The sequence below is a fragment of the Streptomyces dysideae genome, assembly GCF_001514305.1.
GTDB classification, from domain to species: Bacteria; Actinomycetota; Actinomycetes; order Streptomycetales; family Streptomycetaceae; genus Streptomyces; species Streptomyces dysideae.
In genome coordinates, this window is sequence record NZ_KQ949077.1 from 187407 (window position 1) to 200462 (window position 13056).

General features: G+C 69.0%; 11 protein-coding genes and 1 pseudogene. 5 read left to right on the forward strand and 7 right to left on the reverse strand.

Going from position 1 to position 13056, the window contains the following annotated elements:
* Positions 1-113 precede the first annotated feature (113 nt).
* From rfbD to rfbC, 4 genes are all read right to left on the reverse strand, one after another.
* On the reverse strand, positions 114-1031 hold the full coding sequence (gene rfbD / locus AQJ91_RS07220; protein WP_067017582.1) for a dTDP-4-dehydrorhamnose reductase: 918 nt from the start codon (positions 1029-1031) through the stop codon (positions 114-116).
* Positions 1028-2002 carry a dTDP-glucose 4,6-dehydratase gene (gene rfbB, locus AQJ91_RS07225; protein WP_067017584.1) on the reverse strand — a complete coding sequence of 325 codons (975 nt, stop codon included), beginning with the start codon at positions 2000-2002 and terminating at the stop codon, positions 1028-1030. The genes rfbD and rfbB overlap by 4 nt, the downstream gene beginning before the upstream one ends.
* 188 nt (positions 2003-2190) lie before the next feature.
* Complete coding sequence (locus tag AQJ91_RS07230; RefSeq protein WP_067017586.1) at positions 2191-2874, reverse strand: collagen-like protein; 684 nt, start codon at positions 2872-2874, stop codon at positions 2191-2193.
* Positions 2875-3104: 230 nt separating this feature from the next.
* Positions 3105-3704, reverse strand: a complete 600-nt coding sequence (gene rfbC / locus AQJ91_RS07235; protein ID WP_067017590.1) for a dTDP-4-dehydrorhamnose 3,5-epimerase — start codon at positions 3702-3704, stop codon at positions 3105-3107.
* 312 nt (positions 3705-4016) lie between these two features.
* On the opposite strand from rfbC, the gene AQJ91_RS07240 reads away from it, so the two are divergent.
* Positions 4017-5474 carry a DUF2079 domain-containing protein gene (locus AQJ91_RS07240; protein WP_067017592.1) on the forward strand — a complete coding sequence of 486 codons (1458 nt, stop codon included), beginning with the start codon at positions 4017-4019 and terminating at the stop codon, positions 5472-5474.
* Between the two features lie 145 nt (positions 5475-5619).
* Here the strand turns inward: AQJ91_RS07240 and rfbA are convergent, their stop codons facing one another.
* Both rfbA and AQJ91_RS07250 read right to left on the reverse strand, forming a co-directional pair.
* Positions 5620-6564, reverse strand: a complete 945-nt coding sequence (rfbA, locus tag AQJ91_RS07245; RefSeq protein WP_067017594.1) for a glucose-1-phosphate thymidylyltransferase RfbA — start codon at positions 6562-6564, stop codon at positions 5620-5622.
* A gap of 133 nt (positions 6565-6697) precedes the next feature.
* A complete protein-coding gene (locus tag AQJ91_RS07250) occupies positions 6698-8521 on the reverse strand; it encodes a phosphoenolpyruvate carboxykinase (GTP) (RefSeq protein ID WP_067017596.1) in 1824 nt (607 codons plus the stop codon).
* 280 nt (positions 8522-8801) lie between these two features.
* On the opposite strand from AQJ91_RS07250, the gene trhA reads away from it, so the two are divergent.
* The 4 genes from trhA to AQJ91_RS07270 all read left to right on the forward strand — a co-directional run bounded on the left by trhA (position 8802) and on the right by AQJ91_RS07270 (position 12584).
* The gene (gene trhA / locus AQJ91_RS07255) at positions 8802-9515 is read left to right on the forward strand and encodes a PAQR family membrane homeostasis protein TrhA (RefSeq protein WP_067018040.1); all 714 of its coding nucleotides are present in this window, start codon (positions 8802-8804) and stop codon (positions 9513-9515) included.
* Between the two features lie 121 nt (positions 9516-9636).
* Entirely contained in the window at positions 9637-11184 is a 1548-nt protein-coding gene (locus AQJ91_RS07260) for an MFS transporter (protein WP_067017598.1), read from the forward strand.
* 5 nt (positions 11185-11189) lie between these two features.
* Positions 11190-11819 (forward strand): TetR/AcrR family transcriptional regulator, encoded by a 630-nt coding sequence (locus tag AQJ91_RS07265; RefSeq protein WP_456113456.1) that lies wholly within the window; start codon positions 11190-11192, stop codon positions 11817-11819.
* A gap of 33 nt (positions 11820-11852) precedes the next feature.
* Entirely contained in the window at positions 11853-12584 is a 732-nt protein-coding gene (locus AQJ91_RS07270; RefSeq protein ID WP_067017603.1) for a Mut7-C RNAse domain-containing protein, read from the forward strand.
* 96 nt (positions 12585-12680) lie between these two features.
* Here the strand turns inward: AQJ91_RS07270 and AQJ91_RS55245 are convergent.
* Positions 12681-12951: pseudogene (locus AQJ91_RS55245) on the reverse strand (galactose oxidase); the annotation flags it as partial.
* Positions 12952-13056 lie beyond the last annotated feature (105 nt).

Below are 13056 nucleotides of genomic sequence, written 5' to 3' on the forward strand. Positions count from 1 at the left end.
TGTGCGCAGAAGGCGCCCGGCGGGACTGTCACGTTCCGCCGGGCGCTTCCTGCGTTCTCCAGGTGCCTCGTGCTTTCAGGCCTGCTCTCGTCCCGGTCGTGACCTGGGCCTCCTCAGGCCGGCAGGCGTCCGCCGCTCGTGCGCGCCTCGGCGGCCAGAGCGGCGAAGGCGGGCGCCTTCAAGGCCGCGGTCAGCTGTTCGTCCCAGCGGGGCAGTGGCGCGAGGCCGGCCCGCAGCCAGTTGCCGTGACCGAGTACACCGAATGCCGGGCGGGCGGCCGGACGCGGGAACTTGTCCGAGTCGACCGGGCGGATGCGCTCAGGATCGAGACCGCTGAGACGGAAGGTCTCACGCGCCAGGCCGCACCACGTGGTGTGGGCGGCCGCCGTGCCGTGGTAGATGCCCGCCGGTGCCCGACCGGCCAGGGCAGCACGGCCGAGAGCCGCCAGCTGCCGGGCGAGCGCACGGGACCAGGTGGGCTGGCCGTGCTGGTCGTCCACCACATCCAGGGTCTCGCGCCGGGCGGCCAGCAGGAGCATGGTGGCCACGAAGTTGGGGCCGTGCTCGCCGTAGAGCCAGGCGGTGCGCACGATGTAGCCGGTGCTCGGCAGCAGTTCGGCGACGGCATGCTCCCCTGCCAGTTTGCTCCGTCCGTACGCGTTGACGGGTCCCGTCGGTGCGTTTTCGCGGCACGGCCGACGGGCGTCGCCCGGGAACACGTAGTCGGTGGAGATGTGCAGCAGAAGGGCGCCGCTGTCCGCGCAGGCGTGTGCGAGGTGACGGACACCGCTGCCGTTCACGGCGGTGGCCGCCGCCTCCGCCCGCTCGGCGCCGTCGACGTCCGTCCAGGCGGCGCAGTTGACGACCAACCGGTGCCCGGTGACGGCCGCGCGCACGGCCGTCGGATCGGTGATGTCGAGCTGGTCACGGCTCAGTCCCGTCACCGCGGCATCCGGATCGGCGGCCAGTTCGGCCAGCACGTCCTGGCCGAGGAGCCCGCGTGCACCGGTCACCAGCCAGCTCGTGGTCATCGCGGCTCGGCCCTCTCCTTCAGCGGCTCCCACCAGGAGCGGTGTTCGCAGTACCAGGCGACCGTGGCGGCCAGGCCGTCGGGGAAGGACACCTGCGGGACGTAGCCGAGGTGCTCGCGGATCTTGCTGTCGTCCAGCGAGTAGCGCAGGTCGTGGCCCTTGCGGTCGGCCACGTACTCGACCCGGTCCCAGCCCGCGCCGACCGCGTCCAGCAGCAGGCCGGTGAGCTTGTGGTTGCTCAGCTCGGTCCCGCCGCCGATGTTGTAGACCTCTCCGGCCCTGCCGCCGTGCAGGACCAGTTCGATGCCCCGGCAGTGGTCGGAGACGTGCACCCAGTCGCGGATGTTGCGGCCGTCTCCGTACAGGGGGACCGTCTTCCCGTCGATCAGGTTGGTGATGAAGAGCGGGACGGCCTTCTCGGGGAACTGGTGCGGCCCGTAGTTGTTGGAGCAGCGGGTGACCACGACGTCCAGACCGTGGGTGCGGTGGTAGGCGAGCGCCAGCAGGTCGGAGCCTGCCTTCGAGGCGGAGTACGGGGAGTTCGGCGCCAGCGGCCACCCCTCGGTCCACGAACCCTCGCCGATCGAGCCGTACACCTCGTCGGTGGACACGTGGACGAAGCGGCCGACGCCGTGCCGGTGAGCCGCGTCCAGGAGCACCTGCGTGCCCATCACATTGGTGCGGACGAACGGACCGGCCCCGTCGATCGACCGGTCCACGTGCGACTCGGCGGCGAAATGCACCACCGCGTCCTGGCCCGCCATCACCTGGTCGACCACGTCCGGGTCACAGATGTCGCCCCGGACAAAGGTGTAGCCCGGATGTTCTGCCACCGGTGCCAGATTGGCCTCGACCCCCGAGTAGGTGAGCTTGTCGAGGACGGTGATCCGCGCTGTCGGATCCGGGTTCAGCCGTCGACGGACGTATTCCGAACCGATGAATCCAGCGCCGCCGGTCACGAGGGTACGCATAGTTCTCCGAGTTTTTCTTGCCGCCCGGCGTTCAGCACCGGGGTGCCTGGTCACCCGCGACACATTCCTCGATTCCGCAGGCGCGGGCGGAATGCGGACGGTGCCCGCGAGGCCGAAGCCTCGCGGGCACCGTGGTTCATTCCCAGGCAGAGCGGACGGCCGGTACGGCACCGCCGCTCACATGGGAGTTACGGGCCGGGAACCGGGCTGCAGACCACGTAGGCCTGGATGCTGGTGAGGTCCGGGAGGGAGGTGCCGGAGGCCTGCCATCCGTTGGGGAAGGTGGCGATCGGGACGTTCCTCAGCGTCATGGAGACCGGGTTGGGGCCGTCCTCCACGTATCCGCCGCCGGTGACGACATCGTTGCTGTCGAGGCAGAAGGCGTTCGACTCGGCGGCGCCGGGACCAGTAGCCACGGGGCCGGCCACGACGTAGGTGGAAATCGTGCCCACGCCCGACGCACCCTGAGCGCCCTGCGCACCCTGAGCGCCCTGAGCACCCTGAGCACCCTGAGCACCCTGAGCACCCTGAGCGCCCTGAGCACCCTGGGCTCCCTGAGCGCCCTGAGCGCCCTGGTAACCCTGCGGGCCACGAGCACCCTGAGCGCCCTGGTAACCCTGCGGGCCACGAGCACCCTGCGGGCCCTGCGGCCCCTTCTTGCCCGGCTTGCCCTGCGGGCCGCGGTCCTTGTCGCCCTTGCCGTCCTTGCCGCCCCTGTCGTGGCTGGCACTCACGGCGCCCTTCGGGCCGGGCAGCCCCACACTGCTGTCGGTGCCGGACCGGTGGATCGCGTCAGCGACGGCCACGCTGCTCGGAGCGACGTTGAGCACGACGGCGAGCACACCCGCCGAAACGATGGTGGTGGATTTCACGCGTGAACTGCGGGTCGTTCTACGGCTCACTGAGAACCTTCCTCGCAAAACTTGGAATGACCACACCGCAAGGCACTCACTGAAAGCACTCACGGTCCAGGGCCACGGACAGGCACATTCTTCAACTCGCCGCGAATTAATGGTCGCTGACCAGACCGTGTCACGGAAATATCACCCGGGCGGACGCAATGCGCCCTTTCCGAATTCCTTGGACGGTGACAGCGGGAAGGTCAGGAGCTGCTCACGGGCCTTCTGCGGTAGGCGCTGCAGTCCTCGAAGGAAGGCAGCAGGCCTTGCCTCTCCGCCTCCGCCAACGTGGGCGCCGCGGCGTCCTTGTCGGAAAGGAGCGGTGCGAGGCCCTCGGGCCAGGCGATGGCCAGCGCCGGGTCGAGCGGGTTGATCCCGTGCTCGCGCTGCGGCGCGTATCTCTGCGAGCACAGATAGACGACCGTGGAGTTGTCTTCCAGCGCCATGAAGGCGTGTCCCAGCCCTTCCGAGAGATAGACGCAGCGGTGCGTCGTGTCATCGAGCTGAACCGCCTCCCACTTCCCGAAACTCGGGGAGCCTGTGCGGATGTCGACCACCACGTCGAGGACGGCGCCGCCGACGCACGTGACGTACTTGGCCTGGCCGGGCGGGACCGACGCATAGTGGATACCGCGGAGAGTGCCGCGAACGGAGCGGGAGCAGTTGGCCTGCTCGAGCCGGAGCCCCTGGCCGAGGGAATCGTGGAACCTGTCGCTCTTGAACCACTCATGGAATCGGCCCCTGCTGTCCGTGAACACCTGGGGTGTCTCCACCCAGGCCCCTTCGATGCCGAGTGGTCTCACGTGATTGCTTCCTTCCACCGCACAGATCTCTTTGCCGATTACTACGTCCGGGTCTTCGGGACATCCGTCGCGGGACTTTAGGCCGCACGGCACGTCCGCCTCACCACGCAGGACACGCGCAGTCACGCCTCACGGGCGTGCGGCCATTCGGTGGATTCTGACCACACGGCAGTTTGGTCGAGGTCGAATACCGCACGCTGCTGGCATCTTGTTGGCCGCCACTCTCGGTTTCCTGAAGGGCTCTCGATGCAGACATCGCCCACCACAGGCGCAACGGTCCCGACGCAACAACCGCCCTTGCAGAAAGAGGCGATGGCCGACCCACCTCACAAGGGCCGCTTCGACGGCACATGGTGGATCTGGGCCATGGCGGGAGCGCTGTTCGTGATGTACACGGCGGTGTCGCTCCGTCTCCACCAACGGATGCTCACGAGCAGCTACGACCTGGGAATCTTCGAACAGGTCGTCCGCTCGTACGCGGAAGGACACTTGCCGGTCTCCGAAGTGAAGGGACAGGATTTTCCCGTCCTCGGGGATCACTTCTCCCCGATCCTGGCACTTGTGGCGCCTTTCTACTGGGTGTGGCGAGGCGCGGAAACGCTCCTCGTCGTGCAGGCCGCGCTCCTCGCCGTGGGCGTCGTCCCTCTGGCTCTTTGGGCGCGCCGAACCCTGGGTGGCCCGGCCGGCGCGGTGATCGGTGCCTGCTACGGGCTCTCCTGGGGAATCGCAAGTGCGGTCGGCTACGACTTCCACGAAGTGGCCTTCGCTGTTCCGCTCCTGGCGTTCTCGCTGGCCGCCCTCGGGAATGACCGGCTGACCGCCGCGGCGTGCTGGGCTCTGCCCCTGCTGTTCGTGAAGGAAGACCTCGGACTCACGGTTCTCGTCATCGGTCTCGTCATCGCCCGGCGGGGCGACCGCGGGCTCGGAATGTTCACGGCCACAGCCGGTCTCTGCGGAACGGTGCTGGCGCTGTTCGTGGTTCTGCCGGCCTTCAACCCGAGTGGGTCCTTCGCCTATTGGTCCCTGGTCGAGGACGGCTCTGGAGCGCCTGGCGTCGACGGTGGCGGTGCGGGCGGTCTGCTGGATCTGCTCCACCGGGGCACGATCGGTCTCATCACCCCCCAGGCCAAGGTGTCGACACTCCTGCTTGTGCTGGCTCCCACCGTGTTCCTGGCGATGCGGTCCCCGCTGCTGTGGGTCGGCCTGCCGACTCTGGTGTGGCGCTTCGCGTCGAGCAACGGCCTGCACTGGGGGACCGACTTCCACTACTCGCTCGTCCTGATGCCGATCGTCTTCGCGGCCTTCATCGACGCCCTGGTGCGACGTGGGACGAGCGAGCGCAGTCTGCGCCGTTACCTCGCGGGCTCCGCCGCGATCACCCTCGTGGTTCTTCCGAACTTTGCTTTGTTCCAACTGGTCCAGCCCGACACCTGGCGGACCGACCCTCGCGTCGCCGTCGCCCATCGTCTGATGGATAGGATCCCCGACGGCGCCACGGTCCAGGTGTCCAACGAGCTGGCACCCCAGCTCATCAACCGTACGAGCGTCAGCCTCTACGGCTCGCAGGGCAGCCGCCCCAACCCTCAGTGGATCATGGTGGATACATGGGTGCCGGACAACGCACGCGGGTGGCCGGGCGAGCCGCTGAGCGCTGAAGCAGAAGAGTGGCAGTTGGCGGAAGACCGCCGTGCGGGGTACGACCTGGTGGCGGAGCAGGACGGCTTCGTGGTGCTGCACCGCCGGGAGGCGAGGTCGCACCACCGGAGCTGATCGGCGTCAAAGGCATTCGGCAGGGCGCCTGTCCGGACCGGGTCTCCGAGGCGCCGACGGTAGCCGCCGTCCACCCACGCCTTGCGCGGGGTGGGTTGGGTGGCGGCGACCTGGTCGACCATACGAACGCCGTCAAGAGCCGCCGTCACACAGGAGCGCCCGGCCCTGTTCGCAGCAGTTCTTCGCTACGCGCTCCGCTGCCGCTCTGGGGCATGACGACGTATCGGGAGTCCTCCAGCAGCCCCAGCAGATAGTGGCCGTATCCGCTCTTGAGCAGCGGCTGGGCCAGATCCCGGAGCCGATCGTCGTCGATCAGACCGGCCCGCCAGACCGCCTCCTCGATGCAGCCGACCTTGAAGCCCTGGCGTTCCTCGATGACCCGGACGAATTCCGAGGCCTGCACCATGGAGCTGAACGTCCCGGTGTCCAGCCACGCGGTGCCCCGGTCGAGCCGGGTGACGTGCAGCGCCCCGGCCTCCAGGTAGACGCGGTTGACGTCGGTGATCTCCAACTCGCCTCTGGGACTGGGCCGCAGACCGCGGGCGATGTCCGCGACCTGGTCGTCGTAGAAGTACAGTCCGGGCACGGCGTACCGCGACTTGGGCCGGGCCGGTTTCTCCTCGATGGACAGCGCCCGGCCCAGCTCGTCGAACTCCACCACGCCGTAGGCCGAGGGGTTGGCGACCTGGTAGGCGAACACCATGGCGCCCGTCAGACCGTCGTGGCGGGCCAGCCGGGTGCCCAGGCCGCTCCCGTGGAAGATGTTGTCACCCAGAATCAGCGCGACCGTCTCGCCGTCGATGAAGTCGGCCCCCAGAACGAAGGCATGGGCAATGCCCGTCGGGCGCTCCTGTGCCATGTATTCCAGTCGCAGGCCCAGTTGGCTGCCGTCGCCGAGCAACCGGCGGAACTGGTCCTGGTCTTCGGGAGTGGTGATGACCAGAATCTCCCGGACGCCCGCCATCACCAGTGTGGAAAGCGGGTAATAGACCATGGGCTTGTCGAAGACCGGCAGCAGCTGCTTCGACACCGAGCGGGTCAACGGCCACAGTCGGGAGCCGGTGCCTCCGGCCAACAGGATTCCACGCATGGCAGCACCATAGGTGAATTGCCCATGAATAAGACCGTTTCACGCGATTCGCGCGTGTGCGAGCCGCGGCCGGCCGTGACGATATTGCTGGTCAGGGCACGATCGGAGCCGGCCGCGGCGTATCGGAGGGTTCTTAACCCAGGCGCTGCACCAGCGCGCGGTACTGGTCCCAGAGTTCCTTCGGGGTGTGCTCGCCGAAGGTGTTGAGGTGGTCCGGGACCAGGGCGGCCTCCTCGCGCCAGACCTCCTTGTCGACGGTGAGGAGGAAGTCCAGGTCGGAGTCAGACAGTTCGAGGCCGTTGGTGTCGAGGGCGTCCTTGGTCGGCAGGATGCCGATGGGCGTCTCGACACCCTCGGCCTTGCCCTCCAGGCGCTCGACGATCCACTTCAGGACGCGGCTGTTCTCACCGAAGCCGGGCCAGACGAACTTGCCCTCGTCGTTCTTGCGGAACCAGTTGACGTAGTAGATCTTCGGGAGCTTCGCCTGGTCCTTGTCCTTGGCCACGTCGACCCAGTGACCCATGTAGTCGCCCATGTTGTAGCCGCAGAACGGCAGCATGGCGAACGGGTCGCGGCGCAGCTCGCCGACCTTGCCCTCGGCGGCGGCGGTCTTCTCGGAGGCCACGTTGGCGCCGAGGAAGACGCCGTGGTTCCAGTCGAAGGACTCCGTCACCAGCGGTACGGCGGAGGCGCGGCGCCCGCCGAAGAGGATCGCCGAGATCGGCACACCCTTGGGATCCTCCCACTCGGGCGCGATGATCGGGCACTGCGCGGCGGGGACCGTGAAGCGGGCGTTGGGGTGGGCGGCGGGCGTCTCGGACTTCGGCGTCCAGTCGTTGCCCTTCCAGTCCGTCAGATGGGCCGGAGTCTCCTCCGTCATGCCCTCCCACCAGATGTCGCCGTCGTCGGTGAGGGCGACGTTCGTGAAGACCGAGTTGCCCCACAGCGTCTTCATCGCGTTGGCGTTGGTGTGCTCACCGGTGCCGGGCGCGACGCCGAAGAAGCCGGCCTCGGGGTTGATGGCGTAGAGGCGGCCGTCCTCGCCGAAGCGCATCCAGGCGATGTCGTCGCCTATCGTCTCGACGGTCCAGCCGGAGACCGTGGGCTCCAGCATGGCGAGGTTGGTCTTGCCGCAGGCGCTCGGGAAGGCCGCGGCGACGTACTTGGACTCGCCGGTCGGCGGGGTCAGCTTGAGGATCAGCATGTGCTCGGCCAGCCAGCCCTCGTCGCGGGCCATCACCGACGCGATGCGCAGGGCGTAGCACTTCTTGCCCAGCAGGGCGTTGCCGCCGTAGCCGGAGCCGTAGGACCAGATCTCGCGGGACTCCGGGAAGTGGGAGATGTACTTGGTGCTGTTGCACGGCCAGGGGACGTCCTCCTGGCCCTCCTCCAGCGGCGCTCCGAGCGTGTGCACGGCACGCACGAAGAAACCGTCGGAGCCCAGCTCGTCCAGGACGGTCTGCCCCATCCGGGTCATCGTCCGCATGGACACGGCGACGTACGCCGAGTCGGTGATCTCGACGCCGATCGCGGAGAGGTCCGAGCCGAGGGGGCCCATGCAGAACGGGACGACGTACATCGTCCGGCCCTTCATCGAGCCGCGGAAGACGCCCTTCTCACCAGCGAAGATCTCCCGCATCTCCGCGGGAGCCTTCCAGTGGTTGGTCGGGCCGGCGTCCTCCTCCTTCTCGGAGCAGATGAAGGTCCGGTCCTCGACGCGCGCGACGTCGGTGGGGTCGGAGGCCGCGTGGTACGAGTTGGGGCGTTTGATCGGGTCGAGCCTCTTGAAGGTGCCCTTCGCGACGAGCTCCTCGCACAGGCGCTCGTACTCGGCTTCGGAGCCGTCACACCAGACCACGTTGTCCGGCTGCGTCAGTTCGGCGATCTCGTTCACCCACGAGATCAGTTCCTGGTGGTTGGTGGGGACGACTGAGGGAGCCGCGATGTCGCGCGCCACGGTTGCTCCTAAGTGAGGGATTTTGTCCTGTTATGCACCTTGTGCCCCGTGGGGGCTGCGACCCGGATGCCGCGCCAGGTGATATTCCAGGCGCTCATCCGGTGCCGACTGCACTCATTTGATCATCCGATGCATCAGCGCATCTGTCCAGAGGGCATCACAGATGAGCGAGGTGAGGATCGCCACGTGCCATGGACGGGCGTGAGATGATGGCCACTATCGGACCTTCATCTCGCAGGACTGATACGCAACTTACGGTTCCGTAGGTACGATGCCCCGCATGACTGCGTCCGCCCCCGACGCGCCCACGGACACGCAGGCCGCAGGCCGCGGTCCCATCGCGCTCTCCCTGCCATATCCAGCCAAGCCCAAGCTCCGGGGCTGGCTGCATCTCGGCATGTTTCCGGCCGTACTCGTCGCGGGCCTGGTGCTCACCGCCCTCGCGGACTCGACCAGAGGCCGGATCGCATGCGGCATCTACGTCCTCACGGCATGCCTGCTGTTCGGCGTCAGCGCGCTGTACCACCGGGGCAACTGGAGCCCGCGGATGGACGGCATCCTGCGCCGCCTCGACCACGCGAACATCTTCCTGATCATCGCGGGCACCTACACACCGCTGACCATGCTGCTCCTGCCCGGAGCCAAGGGGCAGTGGCTGCTGTGGGGCATCTGGGCCGCCGCGTCGGCGGGCATCATCTTCCGGGTCTTCTGGGTCGGCGCCCCGCGCTGGCTCTACACCCCCTGCTACATCGCGATGGGCTGGGCGGCCGTCTTCTTCCTGCCGGACTTCATGCGCAGCGGCGGCATCGCGGTCCTGGTCCTGGTGATCGTCGGCGGCCTGCTCTACAGCGCGGGCGGCGTGATCTACGGGATGAAGCGACCGAACCCGTCACCGCGCTGGTTCGGCTTCCATGAGGTGTTCCACTCCCTCACGCTGGCGGCGTTCGTCGTCCACTACGTCGGGATCTCGCTGGTCGCCTACCAGCACGCGTAACACCCACCCCTCCTTCACGGCCACGGCTTCCGAGCCGTGGCCATTTTTCGTATGCCCGCCTCCGGAGACGGGAGGACCCAGCCATTGACAGTAACCTTCTTTTGAGAGTTACTCTCATTTCATGGCTACTGTCACTCCCACTCCCAGCCCCCGTCGCTGGTGGGCTCTCGGCGCACTGGTCGCGAGCATGCTGGTGCTCGGCTTCGACCTGACGATCCTCAACGTGGCGCTGCCGACCATGGCCGAGCAGCTCGGCGCCACCACCGGTGAGCAGCAGTGGATGGCGGACGCCTACGTCGTCGTCTTCGCCGCGCTGATGCTCCCCGCCGGGCTGCTCGGCGACCGGTTCGGGCGGCGGCGGATGCTGATCACCGGGCTCGGGATCTTCCTCGCCGGTTCGCTGATCGGGGCGCTCGCCGGGGACGTGACCGCGGTCATCGCCGCCCGCGCGGTGATGGGGGTCGGCGGGGCACTGGTGATGCCCCTCGCGCTCTCCGTTCTGCCCTCGCTCTTCGGGCCCGACGAGCGCGGCAAGGCCGTCGGCATCATCTCGGCCGCCTCCGCGCTCGGCATGCCGCTCGGCCCGATCATCGGCGGCTGGCTGCTGGACCGCTTCTGGTGGGGCTCGGTCTTCCTGGTCAACGTCCCGATGGTCGCCATCGGCGTCGCCGCCTGCGTCTTCCTGCTGCCGGAGACCCGCGACCCGTCCTCCCCCAAGGTCGACACCGTCTCCACGGCGCTCACCGCGACCGGGCTCGGCGCCCTCATCTACGCGATCATCGAGGCGCCCGGCCGCGGCTGGGGCGACCCGCTGATCCTCGCCCTGTTCGCGGCGTCCGCTCTCCTGCTCACCGGCCTCGTCCTGCGGGAACGCCGGTCCGTCCGCCCCATGCTCGACATGTCGCTGCTCGCCCACCGCGGCTTCCTGCTCAACGCCGTCGCCGCGACCCTGGTGACGTTCATCCTGTCCGGCCTGCTGTTCGTGCTGCCGCCCTACCTCCAGGCCGTCCTGGGCCACGACGCCCTCGGCACCGGCGTACGGCTGCTGCCGATGATGGGCGGACTGATCGTCGCCGCGCGAGGCGCGCAGCCGGTCGTCGCGCGGTTCGGGCCGCGGGCGGTGGTGACCGCGGGCCTGGTGGTCCTCGCCTTCGCCGCGCTCCTCGGCAGCCGTACGACAGCGGAGTCCGGCTACGGCTTCACCGCGCTGTGGCTGTCCGTCGCCGGCGTCGGCTTCGGCTTCTCCGTCGTCCCCGCGATGGACGGCGCCCTCGGCACCCTGCCCGCCGACCGCGCCGGCAGCGGCTCCGGGCTGCTGATGACCCTGCGCCAGGTCGGCTCCGCGATCGGCATCGCCCTGCTCGGCAGCCTCCTCGCGGGCGCCTTCCGCGACCGGCTCGACGTCACCGGGCTGCCCGCTCAGGCGGCGGACACGGCCGGGGAGTCGGTGGTCGCCGCCCACCTCGTGGGTGGGGAGACCGGCTCGGCCGATCTGCTCGCCTCCGCGAACAGCGCGTACGTCCACGGCATGGGCGTCGTCCTGCTCGTGTGCGGCGCAGCGGCGCTCGTGTCGGCGCTGCTGGCCGGGGCGTTCCTGCCGGACGCGCCCCGTGCCGAGACGTCCGAGGCCCCGGACATGGCTGTCGCGGAGGCCGATGCCCGACAATGACGTCCATGACCCCCGCACGCACCTCTCCCCCCGCGGACCGTCCCCAGCTGGGCCTTCGTGAGCGGAAGAAGATCAAGACCCGGACGGCGATCCGCGACGCGACGTACGCGCTGATCGAGGAGCAGGGCTACGAGGCCACCACGATCGAGCAGATCGCGGAGCGCGCCGAGGTGTCGCCGTCCACGGTCTTCCGCTACTTCCCGACGAAGGAGGACATCGTGCTCACCGACGAGTACGACCCTCTGCTGCTGGAGGAGCTGAGCGCGCGGCCCGCGGACGAGCCGTGGATGGACTCCCTGCGGCACGTCATGCGCTACGCGATCGGCGCCGCGACCACCGACGAACCCGAGGTCACCAAGCTGCGGATGCGGCTCATGGTCGAGGTGCCGGCGGTGCGCTCCCGGATGATGGAGACCATGTCCGTCACCGGCGGGCTGCTGTGCCAGGCCGTCGCCGGGCGCACCGGCCTGGCCCCGGACAGCCTGGAGGTGCGGGTCTTCTCGATGTCGCTGATCGGCGGCCTGCTGGAGGTCTCCATGTACTGGGCCGAGAACGACTTCCAGGGCGACCTCGCGGACCTCGTCGACCGCGCGATGGAGGTCATGGAGAAGGGTCTCCCGACGGAAATCCGCTGAGGCCCCGCCCCGCCCCCGTGACATCCTGACCAGGTGAACGGACCGGAGATCCACGTCGAATTCGCGCCCGGCCTGGGACTGTTCGTCCCGCCCGGCCGCCGCACCGGCGCCACCCGCGTCAGCACCGACGGCGTCTCGACGCTCGGCCATGTCGTCGAGTCCCTCGGCGTCCCGCTGACGGAGGTCGGCGCCCTGGTCGTGGACGGCCGCGGGGTCCCGGTCTCGCACATCCCGACGGCGGGCGACTCGGTGCAGGTCCGGGCGGTCGAGCGCCCCCAGCGTGTCCCCGGCGCGCCCCTCCGCTTCCTCCTCGACGTCCACCTCGGCACGCTGGCCCGCCGCCTGCGTCTGCTCGGCGTGGACACGGCGTACGAGTCGACGGACATCGGCGACCCGGCGCTCGCCGCGCGCTCGGCCGCCGAGCGGCGGGTGATGCTCAGCCGCGACCGGGGGCTGCTGCGGCGGCGCGAGCTGTGGGCCGGCGCGTTCGTCTACAGCACCCGCCCCGACGAACAGCTCCGTGACGTCCTGGACCGGTTCCGCCCGGAGCTGCGCCCCTGGACCCGTTGTACCGCCTGCAACGGGCTGCTGAAGGAGGCGACCAAGGAGGAGGTGGCGGACCAGCTGGAAGGCGGGACGCAGCGGTCGTACGACGTGTTCGCGCGGTGCACGGAGTGCGGGCGGGCGTACTGGAAGGGCGCACACCACGAACAGCTGGTGGCCATCGTGGAACGCGCCCTCGCGCTCCGCTCGGAGCGCCGTTGACGGGAAGGGCTGTGGGGAACTGCGGGCCGTCCGTGGCTGGTCGCGCCCACGCGGCGGAGTCGCATATCGATACCGCCCCGCGCCCTGACGGGGCGCTCAGCACATCGTTGGATCCTTCTTGCCGCAGGCCGATCCCGTCCTTGTTGCGGTCCAGCCGCAAGGGCTTCAGCCAGGTGCAGCGGGCCGCTGTCGTCGCCTTCACGCCCGGCGGGAAGGCCGTCGGCACGCAGACGTTGATCGAGCCGTAGTGCCGGTCACAGCCGGAGACGCTGACCGGGACCTTCTGCGAGGTGCGCTTCTTGCCGGGCTCCTGGACCTCGCCCTGGAGGGAGTCGGCGAAGGAGTGGACGTGGGCCGAGGCGTCTGTGAAGGCCGCCATCCAGAACAAGGCCACGTGAAGCGCGGGAGCTGTTCCGATACAAAGCGTGTTCCGGAACGGTGACGCCGGTAGCGGGATGTGTCCGAACACCTG

Coding starts and splice junctions, on each gene's coding strand:
- rfbD (WP_067017582.1), bottom strand. CDS start 1,031: ATGACCACGAGCTGGCTGGTGACCGGTGCACGCGGGCTCCTCGGCCAG.
- AQJ91_RS07240 (WP_067017592.1), top strand. CDS start 4,017: ATGGCCGACCCACCTCACAAGGGCCGCTTCGACGGCACATGGTGGATC.
- AQJ91_RS07260 (WP_067017598.1), top strand. CDS start 9,637: ATGGCTACTGTCACTCCCACTCCCAGCCCCCGTCGCTGGTGGGCTCTC.
- trhA (WP_067018040.1), top strand. CDS start 8,802: ATGACTGCGTCCGCCCCCGACGCGCCCACGGACACGCAGGCCGCAGGC.
- AQJ91_RS07265 (WP_456113456.1), top strand. CDS start 11,190: ATGACCCCCGCACGCACCTCTCCCCCCGCGGACCGTCCCCAGCTGGGC.
- rfbB (WP_067017584.1), bottom strand. CDS start 2,002: ATGCGTACCCTCGTGACCGGCGGCGCTGGATTCATCGGTTCGGAATAC.
- rfbA (WP_067017594.1), bottom strand. CDS start 6,564: ATGCGTGGAATCCTGTTGGCCGGAGGCACCGGCTCCCGACTGTGGCCG.